Genomic DNA, 22,927 nt, shown 5'->3' with positions numbered 1-22,927 from the left:
TATGAATAATATTAGTAATTTAGGCTAGCATGCAATTACTGTGTTTAACTATTACAAGCCTCATCTTCACATCGTTTACAACTGTTGCACAGTTTGATATTGATAAAATGAGCAGCAATGATGAGGCTAGCGCCACCAATGATAAAGTACGGCTCCAACTCTTGAGAGAAGTCATGTTTTATCCAATACAAGGCAACGCCTAAATAAAGCAAATAGAAAGGATAAAGGCGTTTGTGGTAACGTTTAAAGCCAGAAAATAAGGCTATGCTGCCTAGTGCAGCCGTCATCAGCAGGAAAACATGCTCCCAAGCGTGGTCAGCTAAAAAGCTTAACCCCATTAAAGGCAACATAGGCAATAAAATAGGTAATAATATGCAATGTAATGCACATAAAGAAGTTGCTGTAATGCCTATTCTGTCTAACATGATTATTCCGCGAATCTCGATTAATTTATCTTCATTGGCCAGCTCCGGCCCTCAAAATGAGATACTATCACAATTGATATAATATAACATTAGTAAATTAACCCTAAGGGTGCAAATCTAAAACGCCCCTGATATTTTCAAGGAGATACAGTGCCGAAGAATAGTCTTTTTTTAAGCGCTATTAATGACAAAGTATTGCGTTAATTTACTTTTTAAATGCTCAAAGAAATCATCATTACTTTTATCACTAATCAAGTGAGCAAGTTCAGCCCCTAGTGGTGTGAACTTATAAAATTGCAGGCAAATATTGCTTTTTTTTGCGGTTAACTTTAACGGTAAACCGTTATAAGTAAATTGCAGAACATCTCCTTTATTTATTAAGCTCGATTCACTTTCTTGTAAGTATATAAGGTGATTCTCTGATAAAGCTAATAAATCAGCGTAATTCAAACCATAATGACTTAAGTTACAATATAGCTGTCGCTGCTTAGAAAAAATATTAAATAAACCCGGCTGTTGATAAGCACCCGTGATTAACCGAATGCCCTTTTTATTGGGATCTTTTATCGCTAATGCGCAAGCTTTAGCTAATAATTTCGCGTCAAAAATACTCATATCACGAAATACCTGTAAGGCCTTAAATGAGAATGTGCCTGGTTTTGTCAGTTCTCCTGCTAAAATTTTAGCCCATAGATCTTGCATGCTAGGGTTACTTACCTCTTCGGACAAAGCAATATAGCGACTAAACCAGTCCAGATCAGTTCTTTGTCCTATTTCAAAATCTGCACAATAGGCTAATGTCTTTTGCATAATATTTTCAATGTTTTTCTGCTTGCGCAATTGGCATAATCTAGCTCGCTTAGCTGTCCTATCTTCGATAAGCATTTGTTTATCTTCAGGAAATAAAGAACCATCTATGGCGAATTTTTTTGCTAACTTAAAAAATTGCTGAGAAACGGCGGTTTCATCTGGTGTGTGACTCGATTTATTCGTGGTCACTATTAAAGTATCATCCGCATCTTTTTCAGGTACCAAAACTGTTGATTTTTCTTTATTCACTTTGCTAACTCCTTCTCGCAATATATTAAGTTAAAGTAGGTATAATTCACCTGATGGTCAATACTTAGTGACTTGAATCACTGCACTACATGATAAAGTGCGGTTAACCGGGCTGCAATCAATTCAATTTATTATAACTCAACGAAATAAATAATTTTTTTTGTAAACAGGCTTTTAATCTCCCGTTCAATAGTGTAAAAAAGTAGTATTAGGTTATAGTTAAGCTAAATAAAATACATTTCAATTTTAACTGGGATATTTGTAATAAATATGCTTAGTTATGAGGGCAGTATGCAAGCATCCGAAAATTCAAACGATGATTTTTTATTCATTGATGATAGTGATGAAGACGAGATTTTAGCGTTTGGCAGTGATGAAACTTGGCAGGTTTTAATTGTTGACGATGATCCAGAAATTCATTCAGTTACTCAGTTAGCATTATCCGATTTGATTGTATTAGGCCGCCGCCTTGAGTATTTACATGCCTACTCAGGTAAAGATGCCTGTCAGCTCATTAAAGATCATAAGGATATTGTTCTTGTATTACTCGATGTCGTTATGGAAACGGATGATGCCGGCTTAAATGTAGTAAAATATATAAGAGAAACATTACAACGAAAAGATATCCGCATTGTTTTGCGTACCGGTCAACCCGGCTATGCTCCCGAAGAAAGTGTGATCAAAGAATATGATATTAATGACTATAAGACAAAAACAGAGTTAACTCGCCGTAAACTGGTAACCACCGTTTTTGCCGCCATTCGCTCTTTTCAACAAATAGCCACGGTTAATGAAAACCGTTTAGGCTTGGAAACTATTGTCTCAGGCGCCACCGAATTATCTTCTCAACACTCCCTGCCTACCTATAGTCAAGAAGTTTTATCGCAATTAAAAACCCTCATAAATGAAGATATTTCGGCCGTTTTTTGCGCTAGAGGTCAAGGCATTATCGACAATATTGATGATTTAAGTTTTTATATACTTGCGCAAATAGGATTTGATGATAGCTTAGTTAACCAAAAGCTAGAAATGCTGGAAAATGAGCAAGCAAATAAACAAGTAAAAGCTTGTTTCTTGCAACAAAAGCACCAGTACCTCGATGACAGTCTGAATTTATACGTTGCTAAAGGCGACTATCGTTCTGTTATCCACGTAATACTGTCCAGCCCTTTAACCGAAATACAAACGCAACTACTCAATGTTTTTTTATCTGGAGTAGCGGTGGGTTACGAAAATGTTCATTTGTTCCAAAAACTCACCAATGCAGCCTATAAAGATTGGCTAACAAATTTACCCAACCGCTTAGAGTTCGTGCGCTTACTTGACCAATTTGCACAAAGTGAGCAAGAAAACCAAGTTGCAGCCTTAATTGACATTAATCATTTCAGCGATATCAACGATGCCTTAGGACAAGATATAGGTAACAAACTACTTACTGCTGTAGGTCAACGCATGCAAAGTATCTATAGTGACTGTCAATTCGCCCGTGTCGGTGCAGATGTTTTTGGTATTATTGGTCCTGCTGATTGTTTAACTCCTGAGACTTTAATGGCTTTATTCCATCAACCATTTAAGGCCGGTGAGCAACATCTTCCTATCAATGCTTGTTTTGGCTTTTGTACCAAAGAGCATGCACAAAGCAGTGGTGTTCAAGTTTTAAATCAAATTAATATTGCTTTAAATATTGCTAAAAAAAATCCTCTAGATCATTTTTCTTATTATCACCCCGATATCGAAGATCAAATGCAATGGCGATTAAATATGATCAGCCAACTACGTAAGGATTTTGGTAATAACTGTCTAGAGCTTTGGTATCAGCCGCAATTATCATTAAGTACCGGTAAAGTCATAGGCGCAGAAGCATTACTTCGATGGCGTACTGCTGATGGAACATATATTTCTCCTGCTGTATTTATTCCTTTAGCTGAATATTCAGGCTTAATTATTGAAATTGGTGACTGGGTGATTAACCAAGCATGTAAACAATTACAAACTATGGAGAATGACTTCCCCGACATTAGTATTTCAGTCAATGTCTCGATACCTCAGTTTCGACAAGATAATTTCGTTGACAATGTTATCAACACTATTACTCGACATAAAATCAGACCAAATAAACTTGAATTAGAAATTACTGAAAATATTTTAATGGACGAACCACAAATAATCATTGATACCTTAACCAAGTTAAAAGCCCAAGGGATCAGTATAGCATTAGATGATTTTGGTACTGGCTTTTCATCATTAAGCTATTTACAAAAATTACCTCTTGATAGACTAAAAATTGATCGTGCCTTTGTCACTGATATTGATAAAGAGGGTCAGTCCATTATTGCTGAAACCATCATCATTTTGGGTCAGAAAATGAAACTTAAAGTAATTGCTGAAGGTATTGAAGAAATTGAGCAAGAAAAACGCCTAATTGAACTTGGCTGTGATGAAGTCCAAGGTTTCTATTACGCTAAGCCAATGCCAGCAAGTGATTTCATTAACTTTCTCCAGCAACAAAGGTAATACCTATAATAGACCATTAAATTGGCACTACCTTTTTAAGCGTAAACAATCTATTAACATACCCAGTCATATTTCGCTGGGTATTTTTTTGCATGCATTATTATACTTTTTCCTAGTAAACAAACAGCCAATTAAAACAACCGTTTTAATTTTATTGCATTTAACTTTTATTCAAGGCACACTCAGTCAGCTATTATTAATGATCTAAGTTTTTTATAGCGTAAAAAATCTAGTTCAATCATCAAAAATCAACACCACCTTTAGGTGAAGGAGACGAAGCATGATATATCAAGGCAACAGCCTTTCAGCCCAATTACTCGAAGACGGCATTGTCGAACTTAAGTTCGATGCTCAGGGATCAGTAAATAAATTTGATCAAGCAACTTTTGAAGAATATATTGCAGTAGTTGCAGCAATTAACAACTGCAGTGATGCTAAAGGCGTTATGGTTACCTCAGGTAAATCAACATTTATTGTTGGCGCGGATATCACTGAGTTTTTAACTTCATTTGGTCAGCCAGAAGATGAATTAGCCGCTTGGGCAAAGAAAGCATCTGATGTTTTCGATTCATTTGAAGATATTCAATTACCTACCATTGCCGCCATTAATGGTGTTGCATTAGGCGGTGGTTGTGAAATGGCTCTTGCCTGTGATTACCGTGTTGCAGATACTACCGTAAGCATTGGCCTACCAGAAGTTAAACTAGGATTGATGCCTGGTTTTGGTGGCACTGTCAGACTACCTCGAATTATCGGTTTTGATAATGCAGCAACTTGGATGTCAACTGGTAAAGCATTTAAACCGGCGGCGGCACTTGCACAAGGCGTTATTGACGCAGTTGTTGAACCAGAAAATTTACGCAGTGCTGCTATTAGCATGCTTAAATTGGCGATTAATGGCAAGCTAGATTGGCGTGCTAAACGTCAGCCTAAATTGGAAGCATTAAACTTATCTCCGACAGAATTAATCATGTCATCGACAACATGCAAAGGTATGATTGCCGCTAAAGCTGGCAAACATTACCCTGCACCAATGGTGATGATAAATACATTGATTGCTAGTGCTAACTTAGATCGCACCGGTGCAATGGCTGCTGAGAATGCCGGTTTTGCCAAATTAGCAAAAACTGATGCAGCAACAGCACAAATTGGTTTGTTTATGGCAGACCAAGTCATTAAAAGTAAAGCCAAAAAAGCGGCTAAACTGGCAACTAAAATTGTCAAAAAAGCCGCGGTATTAGGTGCAGGTATTATGGGTGGTGGTATTGCCTATCAATCAGCCTATAAAGGCACGCCTATCATTATGAAAGATATTAATGATCAAGCACTCGATTTAGGTTTAACGACAGCAACGGGCATATTAACTAAACAAGTTGAACGTGGTCGTATGGATGCTAAGAAAATGGCTGGTGTATTAAATAACATCACGCCAAGCTTAAGTTATGACAGCGTTAAAGATGTAGATATTGTTATTGAAGCCGTTGTTGAAAACCCTAAAATCAAAGGCATGGTACTAGCTGAAGTTGAAGGCGTAATCAGTGACGATGCTATTCTTACTTCTAATACCTCGACTATCTCAATTGATTTATTAGCACAAAGCTTAAAACGTCCGCAAAATTTTTGTGGAATGCATTTCTTCAATCCCGTCAATAAAATGCCATTAGTTGAAGTAATTCGCGGTAAAGATACCTCGGATGAAACGATAGCTGCTGTCGTAGCTTATGCCGCTAAAATGGGTAAATCGCCGATTGTTGTTAATGATTGCCCAGGTTTTTATGTCAATCGTGTCTTGTTCCCATACTTTGCTGGCTTTAGTCAATTAGTACTTGAAGGTGCTGACTTTACTGCTATCGATAAAGTTATGGAAAAACAATTTGGTTGGCCAATGGGTCCTGCATATTTGCTTGATGTTGTTGGTGTTGATACGGCTGATCACTGTACCGGTGTTATGTCAGCTGGTTTCCCTACGCGCATGAAAAAAATTGCCAATGACCCCGTTAGTACTCTTTATGCTAATGAGCGTTTTGGTCAGAAGAATGGCAAAGGCTTTTATGATCACATCAAAGATAAACGTGGTCGTCCAATGAAAGTACCTGCTCCTATTGCATACGAATTACTTGGCCAACATTGTGCTGATAAAAAAGACTTCAGCAGCGAAGAAATTATTGCGCGCATGATGATTCCTATGGTTAATGAAGTGGTACGTTGTTTAGAAGAAGGTGTCGTTGATACTGCAGCTGAAGCTGATATGGGCTTAATCTATGGTGTTGGTTTCCCACCATTTAGAGGTGGTGCAATTCGCTATTTAGAAACACTTGGTTTAGATAACTTCATCGCAATGGCTGATAAATATGCTGATTTAGGTGAAATTTATCAAGTGACTGATGGCCTACGTGAAATGGCAAAATCAGGTAAATCTTACTTCACTACCGATGTTAAATCAGCTTAAGCCGAGGAGAATAAAATGAACGAAGTTGTAATTGTAGACTGCATACGAACTCCAATGGGTCGCTCTAAGGCCGGCGTTTTTCGCAATGTACGTGCTGAAGCATTGTCAGCACACTTAATGAAACAAATTTTAAAACGCAACCCAGCATTAGACCCAGAAGACATTGAAGATGTTATTTGGGGCTGTGTAAAACAAACTAAAGAACAAGGGTTTAATATCGCCCGTAATGCATCATTACTTGCTGGTTTACCAAAATCTATTGCTGGTGTTACGGTTAACCGTTTATGTGGCTCTTCTATGGAAGCGTTGCACCAAGCGACTACCAGTATAATGACTGGTCAAGGTGATGTATTTCTAATTGGTGGTGTTGAACACATGGGTCACGTACCTATGATGTATGATGTTGATTTTGACCCTGCACTCAATAAACATATTGCCTTAGCCTCTGGAAATATGGGCTTAACTGCTGAGTTATTGGGTAAGCAACACGGCATTACCCGTGAAATGCAAGATGCTTTTGGTGCACGTTCGCATCAAAAAGCCCATGAAGCACACTTGGCTGGTCGTTGGGACAATGAAATTGTTGCCACAGAAGGTCATGATGCTACAGGTGCACTAACGTTAGTTGAGCATGATGAAGTAATTCGTCCTGACACAACGGCTGAAAGCTTATCAGCATTGCGTCCAGTGTTTGACCCAGTAAATGGTACCGTTACTGCGGGAACGTCTTCTGCACTTTCTGACGGCGCTTCAGCAATGTTAATTATGTCTGCTAAGAAAGCAAAAGAACTAGGTTTAACAGCTCGCGTTAAAATTCGTGGTATGGCAGTTGCTGGTTGCGATCCTGCGACTATGGGCTATGGCCCTGTTCCTGCAACGAATAAAGCTTTAAAACGTGCCGGTCTATCAATTGCAGATATTGAGTTATTTGAATTTAACGAAGCTTTTGCTGCCCAAGCACTTTCTTGTGTAAGAGCATTAAAAGTTGAAGATAAAATGGACCAAATTAACTTAAATGGCGGCGCTATTGCCCTGGGTCATCCTTTAGGTTGTTCAGGAACACGTATATCCGGCACCTTGATTAACTTAATGGAAGGCCAAGATGTCAATATTGGTTTAGCCACTATGTGTATCGGCTTAGGTCAAGGTATAGCAACAATATTTGAACGCGTTTAGCTTTAAATAACTGACATAAAAAACCCAGCAACTGCTGGGTTTTTTCTTTTAAGCAATTAATAACTACTTAAGAATAGCTACTTAAGAAAAATTTCTTGCAGCGGCGGAACAACTTGTTTTTTCCGGCTTAACACACCGTCTAACCAAGCTTTGCCATCGTGTAATGCAACACCAAAGGCTTGCTCTGCTAACGTATCGCTATCACTGGCGACTAATAGCTCAGAGCCTTCTTTCATAATATCAGTCAAAAGTAAAAAGACACTATGACGGCCACCTTCAACTTTAAGCTTTGCTATATCAGCATGCAGCTCATCTTTGATGTCATCAAAAACGGATAAATCAATGACTTCAAGTTGACCAATGCCAACCTTATGACCATTCATATTAAAGTCTTTAAAATCACGTTTGACTAAAGTTCGAATAGGGGTTCCTGCAACAGCAGACTTAATCCTAAACATGTCCATGCCTAGTTCTTTAAAGTCTTCTATGCCTGCAATTTCTGCTAATGCTTCGACACATTTTATATCCGCCGTGGTACAGGTTGGCGATTTAAAAATAACAGTGTCACTTAAAATGGCGCATAACATGGCTCCCGCTATATTTTTAGGGATCTCTACATTATGAAAATCAAACATCATCTTAATGATTGTATTGGTACAACCCACCGGACGTACCCAGATTTCAAGTGGAGAAGTCGTGGTCAAGTCACCAAGTTTGTGATGATCTATAATGCCTAGAATAGTTGCTTTTTCTATATCATCTGGAGCGAGTTCAAGATCACTGTGATCAACAATATATACGCCCTCACCTGCATAACTAGTCTTTAATTCAGGTTGGTCAAAGCCAAACTTATCTAAGATAAACAGGGTTTCTGGGGTAAGCTCACCTAAACGCGCAGGAACAGTCTCCTCACCTAAGGTTGTTTTTAAATATGATAAAGCAATAGCAGAACAGATTGAATCTGAATCCGGTATTTTGTGACCTACAACGTAATTTGGCATAAAAGTGCTCTCCTTTAAATTAGCGACATTCTACCAAAGTAAGTATTAATTGTGTATGTTGTTCGCGTAGTGCTTAGTGATATCTTATAACTATCTACATTCCACTACTGCTTTAGCATTGCAGCTTTGTTTACTCATCAAAATAAAATTATAATAGCTGCGTTATAGGCACTCAATATTATTAAAGTAATGTAACTTCACCTGTAGTTGAATCATAGATGAAACCAAACTCAACTTTTCTTGTTAGCTTGTATGAACAAGTATTATTACCTTCATAGTTACTAATAAATTCTTTCGAATCATCAATCGCTGCTTTGTTGTCACCGTCTTCTATTAGCGCTTCCCATAAAGATAAACAATCATCGTCATTATCTGTCGATATTACTACATCACTACCAGGATAACTTTGAGCAGGAAAACCTTCTGGGTTAATGTCTATTTGTCCAGACACATCAGCCCCATATAGTTGAATGTTATCGCGTTGACTAAATGCAGCTGGTGAGCCCAAAACGCGCCACTTCATATGGGCAAGTTGTACACCTGACCTTAAAGCACCAGCATTGGCTTTAACTTTTGCCTCTAAAGCATCATCAGTTAAATTCATAAATTTTGGTGCTGCTGTCACTGCTAATATACCCAGTATGACAATAACAACTACTAGTTCAATTAAGGTGAAGCCTTTATTCTTAATCATTTATCTCTCAGTTATTGTTGATTATTTTGTATGTTTTTCTTTATGACCATTAAAGCCATATGTATTTTCTATTTTATAAATATAGTATTTTACTGAGTTTGGGGCTCAATAATACGGCATAAAAGACAACAACCAGAAAATTCAGCCTTATGCTAGATTGGACGGAAATATACATTTTTAATGGTCTCTGAGTGCTTATGGAACACTATTGGAACTACTCAAAATAGATGTTTCGAAAAAGGGCCCCAAATAATACTCCCAATTCATATCTTGTTTATGAAAAATTTCAGCGCCATGAATTGAAGCTGTCTATACTTTATATACTTCATTTCTAATGGTGCTGAACATGAAATTAAGTAAAAGTGGTTCGCTGACTATAATTACTTTTCTATGTCTGTTATTCATTCCAATCAGCTTTGCCTTTAATACTTCCGATTCCAAATACCCACTTAGGCATATATTTACAAATTTGGAATTTATTTCATCTGAAGAGCTTTTTAACGATAATCACAAAAAATTAATAATAGATGTAAGGTCAAAATTTGAATTTGAAATACTGCATATTAAAGATGCTATCAATATACCCATTTCAAATATGAGCTTTATTCCCTCTTTAACGAGTATTACTGATAAAGATTTTCGACCTATTATATTTTATTGTAATGGAGTCGATTGCCTCAAATCATCTCACGCGGCAATAAAAGCTCGAACTCATGACTTCTTAAACGTTAAGGTTTATGATGGTGGTGTACATGCTTGGGCTAAAACATACCCTAAACATTCGGTTTTACTTGGTGAATTTATGACATCAAGGGACGAACTGATCTCTGATAGTTTATTCTTTAAACACAATTTATCTCCTCGTAATTTCATGAAAGAAATTGGAATCAATACATGGATACTAGATATCAGAGATCCTTTTCAACGCGACATAAAAATTCTAGAAAATACCACTTATGCTCATTCAATCGACAAATTAAATAGCCTATTAAGTCGTGCAAAAAATGAAAAGGTAAAATTGCTGATTTATGATGCTGTAGGCAGGCAAGTTAGGTGGGTTCAATATTTATTGGAAAAAGAAGGTTTTGATAATTATTATTTTCTAGAGGGAGGAGTCAAAAATTTTGTCCATGAAAGAGATCTAAGGATGATTGAAGAATAATTCCTTATGATATTTAATCTGAAGGTAGCTATTGTACTCATGCTAGATTGGACGTAAATTATTATTTTTAATGGGCTTAAAGCTCTTATGGAACACTAGTGGAACCACTAGAAATATATGTATATAAAAAGGGTTCCAAATCGAACTTTAACTTCAGCACTATTTCTAATAAATTATTCATTTCATATTACTAAGAAGCCTTAGTGACAACCAAAAAATCAACACATTTAACGCTCAAAAAATGTATGTGAATGCGGTTAATACCGTTTACTTCAATAAGTTTAAGGTCACTAGAGATTATGTCTTTACTGTTTATATAGATGGTGAAGAGCTTAATGTAGGCTCTGAATCACTTATTGCTATGGGCTATAGGATTTTTTATAAGTCTGATTGTTTGCTTGAGCTAAGGTCAGATAAGCATAGTAATTATGTTTATTGTAGCCAACTAGACCAAATGAGACTTTTAACGAAAGGGCTAATTCCAGTGCTGTGCAAATGAAGTTGATTTGATATGCGCAGCATGGAGTAATACGTTTTAGTACCAAACTTGTTTAACCTGGCTCAACCGGCAAGCTGATTTTGGTACTAATTCATCCTCCTGGACAGTTACCAGGAGAAGTTTTTGGTAATGCCCCTGACAAAATACGATAGATTTCGTAAGTTATATCTCACACTTTTGTGAGACATCACTTACATAAAGTTTAGTGGTATACAGAGCGTGCGTCACTAAATGATTGATATTTATTTGTTTTGCTTTCTTTGTTTGTTTTGTCTTTGTTTCTTAAACTTCATTGTTATATATTTTCCACCCATATGGTCCACTTTTATTTCAATTATGATTTATCATTTAACCATGGAGTAAAAAGGAGTACGACTGCATGGATGCCCAAGAATTTGAACGCTTAAATTATTTGTCTGAAAAATCAATCAATGACAATGTATCGATTCGAGAAATGAATGAGTTTAAACAACTACACGACAAGTGGACTAAGTCGGAAGAATTCAATTTGTTTATACCATTTAATTAACACTGATAACCCCCCTTCATTCTGACAGTTATTAAACCTCTTAAAGCGAGCTTATCAAATAATTGAGTTCTAGCTGTTAGCATCGTCCCAGCCAATAAAAATTACATTTTAGCGCTACGGTTTTATTAGTGGCAAAAGTGACGCTTAGTATTGTCTCGTTATGGAGCACAAAGCGCTTTAGATTTTCACTCTAATTTAGACTGCTTTGGTGCGCATTGCGGAAGTGGGTAGCACTAAATTTTAACTTCTACAATTGGTTCGATAGCACCATTACTGTTGAATTCGTAAGACTAACTTCTGCCACATTAGACATTAGGTAATCGAATTGTATTGCTACATTTTGATTAGGTTTTATATGGTTAAAGTTTAGATAAGTTATGAAACAGATGCAAATTGAAATGACTACCCTTTATAGTTAAAAACACAGCATGAAAACTCGGCTCTATCAATTTACTGATTTGTTATTATCAAAACATTTTCAACTATTTTTTTTCCCTTTGCTTCATCGCCATATCCTATAAATTTATAGTATTTTTCCCAGAGTGGTTTTGTGGCGTCAACCCACCTTTGCTTATCTTCCAAGTCTAAAATCTTCATGTTATTATTCAACAATATAGCTTTGAATTCGTTGTTTTTTTTATTTTCCCACTCCCACTCATATTCTGCAGCTTCCCGACCAGCTTTTCTAACGACATTTTTTAAATCATCAGGCAAACTTTGATAAAATTCTTCGTTCATCAAAATAGGCCCTACCCATAAAAAAGGGCCATTATTCGTTACATACTTTTGGTTGGCATCCCAAAATTTTGAATCAGCAATGACTGAATATGGGTTTTCTTGTCCATCTATCTCACCTTTCTTAAGTGCCTCAAATGTAAGCTCCCAATTCAATGGGATTACCTCTGCGCCCAGAGTCATATAGGTATCCCTCATTAGACGATTGCGGGGAGTCCGAATAACTAATCCTTGAATATCTTCTAGTCGTTGAACTGGCTTTTTAGAGTTTGTCATATGCCTGAATCCACCTATAAGCCATCCAATAGCTCTAATATTGTGTTTTCTCGCCAAGACTTCGTTAATCTCTTCCATCATAAATTTACTTCGAAAAAGCTTCATTGCCGATTTTTTGTCTTCGAAAATATATGGCAACATTAAGAATTCTAAAATACTTGCTTTAATAGAGGCATTCCCTGAGGCAATAGCGGTAACATGAACTCGATTATGTACGCCACTATGACTGGTCATCATCATATTCATGTTGACTTCTTCCCCCATAATCGCTGGAAACTCTTCATTACCACGGAAGTGAATTTCAGCAATTAACCTACCGTTTGAATATTTTGCAATTAACTCTCCAAATTTTTCTAAGGCAACTACATGTATTGAGCCCTTTGGATTATCGGTACTGCAAACTATTTTGACTGGTGCAGATTTTACTGACAAAGATGAAATCAATAGAACGCAAAAAAAGATGAAATATCTAATCATTTAACCATAACCCTCAGACGGTAATCCATATTGTCCAGACAAGTAAAACAGTGACGACAAGCGTGCTGATTTATTTTTTTTCATAATTTTTAAATTAGTTACAGTTTTATAAATCAGTTTTTAAGTCTTGAAGTGCGCCGTAACCAAACAATTCATTAGTAAAAGTATAGAATAACTTTTAATGATAGTTCCGATAAAAAATTCACCTATGTCAGGTCTGCGAACGTGTGCGGATACCCTTTCAAATATCTATGTCCGCTTATATATCGATAGCACACCTAATTATGAGTAATTTCAGCTAATAGCTTTGGTCTTCAAAGTGGTAATAGTTAGCCTTAGATAGTCATAATTACTTAATGAAAAACCTCATATTCTTTGGTAGAAAATTTAGTCTAATACTACGTTTTAATACCAGAATCGTGTTGCCATGATAAACCGGCAAGTTGATTTTGGTACTAATAAGTTAAAATATCGAGGGCTTGCTGTAATCCTTTTTGCTGCTGCTTTATGTTTTTGATTTCTTCAAGTATATCTTCTAGCCTCTCCAACTTCCTTTTGGTCTTCCTTAAATCGTTAACGACTGATATGTGATTAACAATCGCTTTCTTTGCGGCTCCAGCTGCGGTTGCCTCGCTATAATGTTGCTTCAGTTCGTCAACGAACGCTACGAACTCAGGCTCTGATTCATTTATTTTGATTAACATGATGAATTCCTTTTATTCTCCCTGTGGTTAAAGTTCTAACAATTGACGGCATAAGGTCTTTTTGTTCATGAAAGGTTAAGTGCAGACCTACTCTATTAACTTTAACTACTTCCTTTTTATCGCATCAGCTTCGTTAGCTGCCTTTGCTTTCGCTACTATTGCTCTAGTCTCATTCATTAGTTCTTGAATTTCTTTTTCAATCTCAGTGCTGTCTAGCTCAGGTGTAGTATTCATGCTCAAAGTTCCTTGATAGTGTCAATTTAAGAAGTACCCGTTTCGTAGAAACATAGGGGGTGCGCGCTTAATTTGATGCTAATCAAACAGAGTGAGAGAATAATTTTGTCAATGAAAATCAAGGAGTGTCTGAGGTTATTTTCGTATCTTTGAAAATGTTCTTAGAAACCTTTATTTTACTTTACTAAATTAGGCTTGAAGCTCTTTGGAACCTTCTTTTGAACTTTTGTTTGTTTTTTTGTTCGTTTTTTTTATTGGTTTTGGTAGCGAACGACGAGGGCGAAGCCTGAGCAACGAGGAAGAGTGGAGAGCGGAAAGCCCCCTTCATAGTATTACGGGGGTAGATTCCACCAAACTATGCCGCCTTGCACTGAATTGGGCTTTTTTATAGAATACTATCTCTTCAAAAAGGATTTATTTATGAATGCTATAAAATGGATATCAATTATCGTTTTTGCTACTTTTTTATCTTGGCTTATACCTATGATTTTGAGGGGGTATGATGTGGGGTCTTTTAATTCACTTCCTGAGCATGAAAGACAGTTTATAGTAGAGGAATCCGCAGGTGAATTTTCAGATTCCCGAAGGCCGATATTAAAAGATGAAGGAGAGGCGATGACTATCCAGGTGCCAATACAGCAACCCTCCCCTACAACATCAAAAATTCAATTTAAAAAGTTTAAGAAACTGTCCATGTCTAGAGCTGACAAGTTGTGTAATGATGCCATATTTTCGGCTATGGGAGACCATAGTGATAAAGCGAAACAAGCTAAAAAAGAAGCCTGTGCTCATAATGCAAAGTAACTCTTTATCTATTTATGATACCTCGCTACTTTCCGTTTCCTAAACAGTCATTACTCATCAAATTTATCATGTAGCTTATGAGGGAATAACTGAGTATACACTTGCCACAGTATATTCAAATTTCTATGGACTGTAACTTGTGCCACCTCTTCAATACTATATCCTTTCTCAAATAGCCTAGATGCGCCCTCTCGCCTTAAATCATGATATCTTAGGTCAGTTATACCTAAATCATTCCTAACACGCTGAAAACCTGCTGTTACAGACCTAGAATTATAAGGAAATATTCTATCATCCTTTTCTGACTGCTTTTTCACTAAGTCATATGAACCAGCTAACAATGGTACGATCATATGATTACCCTCTTTTTTCCTTGGGTCTTTCCTATCTCGTACAATTACTGTTTTATGTTCATGGTTTAAGTCTTTCCATTCGATTTTACAAACTTCGCCTATTCTCATGCAGGTGAATATAGAAAAATTTAGAATATCAACAAAGGGAATTTTACTGCCCTGTTTTTCCTGCCTTTCAGTTAATGCTGCAATTAACTTATCGAGTTCATTCTCAGTAGGTCTGCGTGTTCGCTTTTGGCTTTTACCGACTAAACTTCATTTCAATTAATACCGGTACAGCATCTTCAAAGATTTTCCAATTAGCCGTTACATCAAAAACAGGTAAAGCAATTTTCATTACACTACGTAAATAGGCAACATCATGATAAATGGTTGCACCACCAGCCCCTGCGTCTCTCCGAATTTTACAGTGGGCTATAAGTCACTGCTTTTAAGCTGGTTTGATAATACATCTGCTATTGGGTAATCTCTTAGCATTTTCACCACGTATTGCTTAGTTCTACCAGTAGCCGCCCACAAATAAACGTCATTGATAAATAGGTCTAGTAATTCACCAATTGATATCACCTTATCTTGAGCTGTAATACTATTTAGCTCTACAGCCTCTTTACGTATTTTGCCCCATGTTTTGGCTAATTCTTTTTTACTGAATGTTTTAGATTCTCTATGTATAATTACACCATTCTTTTTTACGCGAATTGTGCAACGGTAGCTAAAGTCTCCGTTAGCCTTTTGGCGTTTATCAATTGTTACTGATGCCATTGTATTATCCTTAATCGTCCTACCCAAAATGGGGCGCATTTGGAACACCGTAAACGGAAATCCAACGAAAGTACAGGCGATTCAAGGCGATTTAGGGTATAACCGAATGACTACAATTACGACACCAAAGCTATATAAATCAAGGCCTACAATAGATCACAGGCTAAGTGTAGCGCCCATGCTAGATTGGACCGATAAACATTCCAGATTCTTCTACAGACTGATGACACGGCACACTGTACTTTACACGGAAATGATAACTACTGGCGCTATTTTACACGGTAAAGGCGATTATTTAACCTATAACGATGCGGAACACCCTTTAGTATTACAACTTGGTGGCAGTGATGTTAAAGCAATGACTGAATGTGCAAAGATCGCCGAACAATATGGTTATGACGAAGTTAATATAAACGTAGGTTGTCCCTCAGACAGGGTACAAAACGGTCGCTTTGGTGCATGTTTAATGGCTGAACCATCCCTAGTTGCAGAGTGTGTTGATCAAATGCAAGCAGCGACTAATATCCCCGTTACAGTAAAATCACGTATAGGTATTGATGATCTAGACTCTTACGAATTCTTGCATACCTTTATCGAACAGGTTGCAAAAGCCGGTTGCCAACATTTCATAATCCATGCAAGGAAAGCTTGGTTAACGGGGTTAAGCCCTAAACAGAACCGTGATGTTCCACCGCTAGACTATAAACGGGTCTACCAGTTGAAAAATGATTTTGATGCCTTAGAAATATCCATTAATGGCGGTATCAAGTCTTTCTCTGAGGCCAATGAACATCTCCAACATATTGATGGAGTGATGATAGGCCGTGAGATATATAACAGCCCGTATATGTTAGTCGATGCTGATAGTGATATATACCAATCAAATGAAGCTAAATTATCAAGAACAGAAGTTATTGAGTTAATGGTTCCTTATATCAATAATACGATTAAGGATGGTGGTAGGGCTTGGCACATATTGCGCCACATGCTTGGCCTTTGTAATGGTTTAGCTGGGGCCCGTAAATTTAGGCAGCACTTGAGTGAATGTGCAGGTAAAGATGGGGCAGACGGACAAGTTCTTCTTGATGCATTTTCTAAGGTGACCTTGTCTGAGTAACGTCCTGATTATCTCAATTTCGGGAATTGATGTCCCGTTATTGAGAACCTGTGCTTTATAACGTATGTGAATTAAACCATTCTAGAACAAATTTAACTATAAAATAGTAGTTATGACCAAACCATTACACATCTTAAAAATACATCTTAACCCTATAGCCCTGATTAAAATAAATAGCCAATAAATTCATATAGATATAAAATACTACCAATCATGGCACAACCTTTGTAACACTTATTGCAACTTAGTAATAACTACTAACACTTTCGCACAAAAATTCGTACGAATATTATACGCAAAAGATTACAAGGAATAACAATGTTAGATTTAAACACTTTATTTATGTTAACAATGATCCCTGGCTCAGCCATGCTTATCACTTCAATCATTGTCGGTGTTTTTGAATCAAAGAACTAAGTACTTATACTGTTGACCCGCTAAGTTTGATGTTGCTGCGTTTCTTATGCAATAAATATGATCTGACTTTGCACTAAGTATTTTGGACAAGCACCGTAATTATAAAGCTATTATTGATATTCGAACTACCAATAATAAAGCGATATAAATGTAAAAAACGTCCTGAACCATGACATTAAAATACCTTATTATAATGTTGCATATTCTCATGCATAGCGATCACCTAATACCATCTAAGCCGATCACCTAATACTATCCATCGCGATCACTCAATACCATCGATGCCGATCACTTTTCGGTCAAAATGGTATTGAGTGATCGGCTTGAATGGTATCGTTCAATTTTTACACTTTTTTGTCTAACCAGTAGGTGTTTTTAACCGTTATCCTTTTCATTTTTGATGATGAGAATAACCATGCCAACGGCACCTATTTCAATGCGTAAACTTAAAGAGATTTTAAGACTAAAATACGACTGTAAACTCAGTCATCGAAAGATAGCAAACAGCTTATCAATTTCACCGTCAATTGTGTCTAAATATGCCTGTAAATCAGCAGAGCTAGGGATCACTTGCTGGCCGCTTGATGAGAAGTGGGATGATCACTCCCTGCAACAAGCGTTCTTCAAAACAAAACCTAGATTAAAAGGTTTTACCATTCCTGACTGGTCATTAGTTCAGCAGGAGCTGCGGCCCAAAACGATGACGCTATTACTGCTTTGGCAAGAATACAAAGAGCGACACGAAGAGGGCTTTTACAGTTACACCCACTTCTGCCGACAGTACAAAGCATGGCTTAAATGTCAAAAACCTTCCATGCGACAAAATCATAAAGCAGGTGAAAAACTGTTTGTTGATTACTGTGGGCCAACCATGAATATTGTCGATGGTAGTACCGGGGAATGCCGCACGGCACAGGTGTTTGTCGCCGTTATGGGGGCCTCTAATTACACATATGCAGAGGCAACCTACAGTCAAAAACTCGAAGATTGGGTGATGAGTCACGCCCGTTGTTTTGAGTTTCTTGGTGGTGTGCCTGAGCTGGTTATTCCTGATAATCTTAAAAGTGCGGTAACCAAACCCTGCCGGTATGAGCCTGATTTAAATCCAACTTACCAACAACTGGCGACACATTACGATACGGTCATTGTACCTGCTAGACCATATAAGCCCAAGGATAAAGCCAAAGCAGAAGTGGGTGTGCAAATTGTCGAACGCTGGATCATGGCACGGCTTCGCAATGAAAGCTTCTTTAGCTTGCGCCAACTCAACTTAAAAATACAAGAATTACTGGTGGATTTAAACCAGCGGCAAATGAAAAAGCACCCTGGCTCAAGGCTTAGCCAATTTGAAGCCATTGATAAACCTGCACTCAAACCTTTGCCTATGCGGGCTTACAGTTACACCTTGGTCAAACAAGTTAGCGTGCATATTGATTACCATGTTGAAGTTGAAAAACACTATTACTCAGTGCCGTATACCTTGATAAAACAAAAGCTTGAAGCCCATGCAACAGGACAACTGGTGACACTTTACCATCAAGGCGTTCAAGTCGCTGTTCACCCAAGATCCCACCGACAAGGTGCTCACACCACACTTGATCTGCATATGCCAGTCGCTCATCAAAAACAGCAACAATGGACACCACAACGTTTTGAACGTTGGGCAAGTAAATTCGGACCATCAACAGAGGCGTTTGTTATGCAATTGATGCAAGCTAAAAAGCATCCAGAGCAAAGCTACCGCGCTTGTATGGGGTTATTGAACTTAGGTAAGAAATATACCGAACAACGGCTTGAAGCCGCCTGTTACCGTGCCTTAGCTACAGGCGTAACGCGGGTAAAACAAGTAAAAACCATCTTAGAAAAAGGCTTGGATAAACAAGATTTACCTGAAAAACAAGGTGATTTACTGACAGAGATTGACCATAAAAATATCCGTGGCAACCATTATTACCATTAAACCCAAACTCCATAAAACAAAGGAAACCCTATGCAAAATATAACTCAACAAGTGAATAGTCAATTAAGTAACTTAAAGCTAAGCGGCATACGTGATGCGCTACAGCAACAGTATGAACAGCCCAATCTATACGTAGAACAGAGCTTCGAAGAGCGGTTAAGTTTACTGCTTGATGTTGAGATAACACAACGTGATCAACGCAAAATTGATCGCTTAACTCGACAAGCTAAATTCAGAGTTGGCGGCACGCTTAGCCAGTTAAATTATGGCGCAGAACGACAACTAGATAAAACACAGATCCGCTCATTGGCACAAGGGGAATGGCTTCGCCTTCATCAAAATATCTTGATCACAGGAGCAACTGGCTGTGGCAAAACGTATCTCGCTTGCGCGCTTGGTCAAAACCACTGCCAACAAGGGAATAGCGTTTACTATTTTAGGCTCAAAGAGCTATTAGAAAAAATGTTTCTGGCACAGGCAGATGGCAGTTATCGCAAGCTAATTAACAAGCTTAGCTCGGCCAGTTTACTGATCTTAGATGATTGGGGGTTAGAGCCATTAACGGCTCAACAACGGAGTGATTTACTGGAATTAATTGATGCTAGATACGATACAAAATCGACCTTAATTGCCAGTCAATTACCGATAGAAAATTGGTATGAAATGATCGGAGAATCGACTCATGCTGATGCCATTTTAGATCGGCTTGTTCACGGGGCAATTAAGTTAGAATTAAAAGGTGAATCAATGCGAAAAAAACTAAATTCCTTGACTGATGGCGATCACTCAAGTTAGATTTACGAAGGTCTACTGAATTAACAAAAAAGTGATCGGCTTGAATAGTATCGACCGATCGGCATCATGGTATTACGCAAATGTCATAGTGAATGTATATTACTAGCGTGAAGACTTAAAACACCTCGAAATAAGCCCCCATACCCATACTAGTTCCAGTAAATTACGCTTAGGTGCTTTAACTTAAATTTGATTGAATAAAAATTTAACAAACTAATACCAAATTATCCAATTTAATTTATGGGCTTATTAGTGATAGATTTTCAATAAGCTATTTAATTTCTGCTATGTTGAGTTTTCACATAGCGGCATAATCTAAGTGTAAATAATTTCATGACAGCATTATTTAATAAAGAGAAGTAGACTCATACACTAAGGCGTACGCTGCAACTGTGTTTGCATAAAATCTTCCTATAATGTCACGTTACCACGGTTGTACCGGCAGGTATGTGATTAGGCAATGCATGAGAATATGCAATTAGGCAATGCATAAGCAATGTCTTGATGGTAACGAGTAAATAAAACTTCTGAGAGCTCCGTACTTACTTACTTACTTACTTACCGTTAGAGAATGGTGAATGGGATCAGATAGGTCCACAGCGCTATCCTATTCTCTTATATTTTTCAAAACCCAGACAGAAAAAAGCCCGACTCTTATGAATCGGGCTTTTCTTAATAGAAATCGAGAATGTCCTACTGCACAGGAGTGACATCACATAAAGAGAAAAACACCCACACACTTACTACTACAATCCGGCGCAACTGCGTGACGTACATGGATGTAATTTATTAGATAATGCAGACGTGGCATGGATGTCACTTATTAGGATAATGCAGGAGCACATTATCCTGATGGCAAGGAGCAGACTCAACTTCTGCAGCGCTGCGGCACTTTCCGTTAGAGAATAGTGAATGGGATCAGGTGGGGCCAAAATATGTAGGCGGGAATTTATTCCCGCTTATTAGTAATTATTTCAAATCCCAGGCAATAAAAAGGCTATATCTGAGTAAATTGTTGCAAAGGAACCATACTTAATTTATGTGTGAATAACTTCCAAGGTGACACTCATGAATGAACAACAATTTACTCCTTTTTTACAGCAGCTTACATTGTTATCGCCGAGTCAGCGACAACGACTTCATCAGAGACTAGGACAGACTGAATTATCGGCAGAAGAAGTATTATCAGTTCAGGCAACTTTGCAACGATGTCCTCACTGTCAGTCAACGTTATTAAAACCATGGGGTTCAAGCCATGGACTGCCCCGTTATCGGTGTGCAACCTGTCAAAAAACATGTAATCCATTAACTAAAACGCCACTGGCTAGATTACGCCAACGCGATAAGTGGCTAACCTATGCTCAAACATTAATTGATGGGTTGAGTATTAGAAAAGCAGCCAAATTATGCGGTGTTGATAAGAACACAGCATTTCTTTGGCGTCACCGGTTTCTAGAAATCGCTAACACGCATCAAGCGTTGCATGAAGAAGGGATTGTTGAAGCTGATGAAACCTTTTTTCTTGAGTCGTTTAAAGGTCAACGCAACTTACCGCGGCCACCAAGAAAGCGTGGAGGCGTGGAGGCGTGGGTAAAACCAGAGGAACCAGCGATGATCAAATTCCTGTGCTAGTCGTCAGGGATAGACATAAATCTACCGCGACAGTGATCTTAGCAAAAGTTGATGCCCAGCATGTGGCTGCGGTTTTAACCCCTCTTGTTGATAAAGATGCGGTACTTTGCACTGATGGTGCAGCAGTATATTCCGCATTTTGTAAAACTAAAGGGATCAAACATGAGGTGATCCCGACTAAAGGCCCGAGAACGCGAGGCGCATTTCATATTCAAAACGTCAATGCATTTGATAGCAGGCTTAAAGGGTGGATGAAACGGTTTCACGGTGTTGCAACCAAGTATTTGGGGAATTACTTAGGATGGAGAAGAATGCTAGAACGTTATTCTCATATAAGCCCAGAGATTTGCTTATTTGAAGCTGTTGGACGAATGCCACAACAGCTACTTCAGACATAGCCAATAAAAAGCCCGACTCTTATGAATCGGGCTTTTCTTAATAGAAGTTTAGCAATGTCCTACTCTCACATAAAGAGAAAAACACCCACACACTTACTACATCCGGCGCAACTGCGTGACGTACATGGATGTACTAATGTCGCCGCGTTGCCATGGATGGCAAGGAGCAGACTCAACTGCTGAAGCGCCGGGGCACTTTCCGTTAGATAGAGTGAATGGGATCAGGTGGGGCCTAAATATGTAGGCGGGAATTTATTCGCGCTTATTAGTAATTATTTCAAATCTCAGACAGCAAAAAGCCCGACTCTTATGAATCGGGCTTTTCTTAATAGAAACCTAGCAATGTCCTACTCTCACATAAAGAGAAAAACACCCACACACTTACTACCTCCGGCGTAACTGCGTGACGTACATGGATGTACTAATGTCGCCGCGTTGCCATGGATGGCAAGGAGCAGACTCAACTGCTGAAGCGCCGGGGCACTTTCCGTTAGATAGAGTGAATGGGATCAGGTGGGGCCAAAATATGTAGGCGGGAATTTATTCGCGCTTATTAGTAATTGTTTCAAATCCCAGACAGCAAAAAGCCCGACTCTTATGAATCGGGCTTTTCTTAATAGAAGTTTAGCAATGTCCTACTCTCACATGGGAACTCCCACACTACCATCGGCGCAACTGCGTTTCACTTCTGAGTTCGGAATGGGATCAGGTGGGGCCACAGCGCTATGGTCGCTAAACAAAAAAGGGTCAATCTA

At 38.1% G+C, this 22,927-nt stretch carries 15 protein-coding genes, 1 rRNA gene and 2 pseudogenes; 9 read left to right on the top strand and 9 right to left on the bottom strand.

All coding sequences use genetic code 11. The features are described from left to right. Positions 1 to 44 precede the first annotated feature (44 nt). Together CMT41_RS01690 and CMT41_RS01685 are read right to left on the bottom strand one after the other, a co-directional pair. Positions 45 to 425, bottom strand: coding sequence for a MerC domain-containing protein (locus tag CMT41_RS01690; RefSeq protein ID WP_057179431.1), 381 nt, complete (start codon positions 423 to 425; stop codon positions 45 to 47). A gap of 171 nt (positions 426 to 596) precedes the next feature. Further along, positions 597 to 1,484, bottom strand: coding sequence for a TIGR03899 family protein (locus tag CMT41_RS01685; protein ID WP_057179430.1), 888 nt, complete (start codon positions 1,482 to 1,484; stop codon positions 597 to 599). Positions 1,485 to 1,775: 291 nt separating this feature from the next. On the opposite strand from CMT41_RS01685, the gene CMT41_RS01680 reads away from it, so the two are divergent. From CMT41_RS01680 to fadA, 3 genes are all read left to right on the top strand, one after another. Next, positions 1,776 to 3,998: a bifunctional diguanylate cyclase/phosphodiesterase gene (locus tag CMT41_RS01680; RefSeq protein WP_058028113.1), complete on the top strand. Its 2,223-nt coding sequence runs from the start codon at positions 1,776 to 1,778 to the stop codon at positions 3,996 to 3,998. Positions 3,999 to 4,278: 280 nt separating this feature from the next. Further along, positions 4,279 to 6,447 carry a fatty acid oxidation complex subunit alpha FadB gene (gene fadB / locus CMT41_RS01670; RefSeq protein ID WP_058026172.1) on the top strand — a complete coding sequence of 723 codons (2,169 nt, stop codon included), beginning with the start codon at positions 4,279 to 4,281 and terminating at the stop codon, positions 6,445 to 6,447. Positions 6,448 to 6,462: 15 nt separating this feature from the next. Further along, positions 6,463 to 7,623: an acetyl-CoA C-acyltransferase FadA gene (gene fadA / locus CMT41_RS01665; RefSeq protein ID WP_058026171.1), complete on the top strand. Its 1,161-nt coding sequence runs from the start codon at positions 6,463 to 6,465 to the stop codon at positions 7,621 to 7,623. 77 nt (positions 7,624 to 7,700) lie between these two features. On the opposite strand, the gene CMT41_RS01660 is transcribed toward fadA, so the two are convergent. Next, on the bottom strand, positions 7,701 to 8,624 hold the full coding sequence (locus CMT41_RS01660) for a manganese-dependent inorganic pyrophosphatase (RefSeq protein ID WP_057179426.1): 924 nt from the start codon (positions 8,622 to 8,624) through the stop codon (positions 7,701 to 7,703). A gap of 181 nt (positions 8,625 to 8,805) precedes the next feature. Beyond that, complete coding sequence (locus tag CMT41_RS01655) at positions 8,806 to 9,318, bottom strand: type II secretion system protein (protein ID WP_058026170.1); 513 nt, start codon at positions 9,316 to 9,318, stop codon at positions 8,806 to 8,808. Between the two features lie 346 nt (positions 9,319 to 9,664). Here CMT41_RS01655 and CMT41_RS01650 point away from each other — a divergent pair, with 346 nt between their 5' ends. Next, positions 9,665 to 10,480 carry a rhodanese-like domain-containing protein gene (locus tag CMT41_RS01650; RefSeq protein WP_198149775.1) on the top strand — a complete coding sequence of 272 codons (816 nt, stop codon included), beginning with the start codon at positions 9,665 to 9,667 and terminating at the stop codon, positions 10,478 to 10,480. 1,478 nt (positions 10,481 to 11,958) lie between these two features. Here CMT41_RS01650 and CMT41_RS01640 read toward each other — a convergent pair. From CMT41_RS01640 to CMT41_RS19665, 3 genes are all read right to left on the bottom strand, one after another. Further along, positions 11,959 to 12,951: a TRAP transporter substrate-binding protein gene (locus CMT41_RS01640; RefSeq protein WP_198149774.1), complete on the bottom strand. Its 993-nt coding sequence runs from the start codon at positions 12,949 to 12,951 to the stop codon at positions 11,959 to 11,961. A 500-nt stretch (positions 12,952 to 13,451) separates the two neighbouring features. Beyond that, entirely contained in the window at positions 13,452 to 13,700 is a 249-nt protein-coding gene (locus tag CMT41_RS01635) for a hypothetical protein (protein ID WP_057179421.1), read from the bottom strand. Between the two features lie 105 nt (positions 13,701 to 13,805). Next, positions 13,806 to 13,934, bottom strand: coding sequence for a hypothetical protein (locus tag CMT41_RS19665; RefSeq protein WP_257721030.1), 129 nt, complete (start codon positions 13,932 to 13,934; stop codon positions 13,806 to 13,808). A 420-nt stretch (positions 13,935 to 14,354) separates the two neighbouring features. On the opposite strand from CMT41_RS19665, the gene CMT41_RS01630 reads away from it, so the two are divergent. Continuing rightward, positions 14,355 to 14,738, top strand: coding sequence for a hypothetical protein (locus tag CMT41_RS01630; protein WP_057179420.1), 384 nt, complete (start codon positions 14,355 to 14,357; stop codon positions 14,736 to 14,738). 50 nt (positions 14,739 to 14,788) lie between these two features. Here the strand turns inward: CMT41_RS01630 and CMT41_RS01625 are convergent. Next, positions 14,789 to 15,853 (bottom strand): annotated as a pseudogene (locus CMT41_RS01625) (site-specific integrase). 106 nt (positions 15,854 to 15,959) lie between these two features. Between CMT41_RS01625 and dusA the strand changes: the two are divergent. From dusA to CMT41_RS01605, 4 genes and pseudogenes are all read left to right on the top strand, one after another. Next, positions 15,960 to 16,970 (top strand): tRNA dihydrouridine(20/20a) synthase DusA, encoded by a 1,011-nt coding sequence (gene dusA, locus CMT41_RS01620; protein ID WP_057179422.1) that lies wholly within the window; start codon positions 15,960 to 15,962, stop codon positions 16,968 to 16,970. Positions 16,971 to 17,802: 832 nt separating this feature from the next. Further along, positions 17,803 to 19,347, top strand: coding sequence for an IS21 family transposase (gene istA, locus CMT41_RS01615; protein WP_058028112.1), 1,545 nt, complete (start codon positions 17,803 to 17,805; stop codon positions 19,345 to 19,347). 30 nt (positions 19,348 to 19,377) lie between these two features. Next, the gene (gene istB, locus CMT41_RS01610; RefSeq protein ID WP_058026166.1) at positions 19,378 to 20,142 is read left to right on the top strand and encodes an IS21-like element ISShfr5 family helper ATPase IstB; all 765 of its coding nucleotides are present in this window, start codon (positions 19,378 to 19,380) and stop codon (positions 20,140 to 20,142) included. A 1,068-nt stretch (positions 20,143 to 21,210) separates the two neighbouring features. Next, a pseudogene (locus CMT41_RS01605) lies at positions 21,211 to 22,172 on the top strand (IS1595-like element ISCosp3 family transposase). A 622-nt stretch (positions 22,173 to 22,794) separates the two neighbouring features. On the opposite strand, the gene rrf reads toward CMT41_RS01605, so the two are convergent. Beyond that, a 5S ribosomal RNA gene (gene rrf / locus CMT41_RS01600) occupies positions 22,795 to 22,909 on the bottom strand. Between the last annotated feature and the right edge of the window lie 18 nt (positions 22,910 to 22,927).

This window comes from Colwellia sp. MT41 (genome assembly GCF_001444365.1).
GTDB classification, from domain to species: Bacteria; Pseudomonadota; Gammaproteobacteria; order Enterobacterales; family Alteromonadaceae; genus Colwellia; species Colwellia marinimaniae.
This window is presented reverse-complemented; position numbering and strand designations above follow the sequence as displayed.

Coding starts and splice junctions, on each gene's coding strand:
- CMT41_RS01650 (WP_198149775.1), top strand. CDS start 9,665: ATGAAATTAAGTAAAAGTGGTTCGCTGACTATAATTACTTTTCTATGT.
- CMT41_RS01630 (WP_057179420.1), top strand. CDS start 14,355: ATGAATGCTATAAAATGGATATCAATTATCGTTTTTGCTACTTTTTTA.
- CMT41_RS01655 (WP_058026170.1), bottom strand. CDS start 9,318: ATGATTAAGAATAAAGGCTTCACCTTAATTGAACTAGTAGTTGTTATT.
- CMT41_RS19665 (WP_257721030.1), bottom strand. CDS start 13,934: ATGAATACTACACCTGAGCTAGACAGCACTGAGATTGAAAAAGAAATT.
- CMT41_RS01660 (WP_057179426.1), bottom strand. CDS start 8,624: ATGCCAAATTACGTTGTAGGTCACAAAATACCGGATTCAGATTCAATC.
- dusA (WP_057179422.1), top strand. CDS start 15,960: ATGACTACAATTACGACACCAAAGCTATATAAATCAAGGCCTACAATA.
- fadB (WP_058026172.1), top strand. CDS start 4,279: ATGATATATCAAGGCAACAGCCTTTCAGCCCAATTACTCGAAGACGGC.
- CMT41_RS01680 (WP_058028113.1), top strand. CDS start 1,776: ATGCAAGCATCCGAAAATTCAAACGATGATTTTTTATTCATTGATGAT.
- fadA (WP_058026171.1), top strand. CDS start 6,463: ATGAACGAAGTTGTAATTGTAGACTGCATACGAACTCCAATGGGTCGC.
- CMT41_RS01635 (WP_057179421.1), bottom strand. CDS start 13,700: ATGTTAATCAAAATAAATGAATCAGAGCCTGAGTTCGTAGCGTTCGTT.
- istB (WP_058026166.1), top strand. CDS start 19,378: ATGCAAAATATAACTCAACAAGTGAATAGTCAATTAAGTAACTTAAAG.
- CMT41_RS01690 (WP_057179431.1), bottom strand. CDS start 425: ATGTTAGACAGAATAGGCATTACAGCAACTTCTTTATGTGCATTACAT.
- istA (WP_058028112.1), top strand. CDS start 17,803: ATGCCAACGGCACCTATTTCAATGCGTAAACTTAAAGAGATTTTAAGA.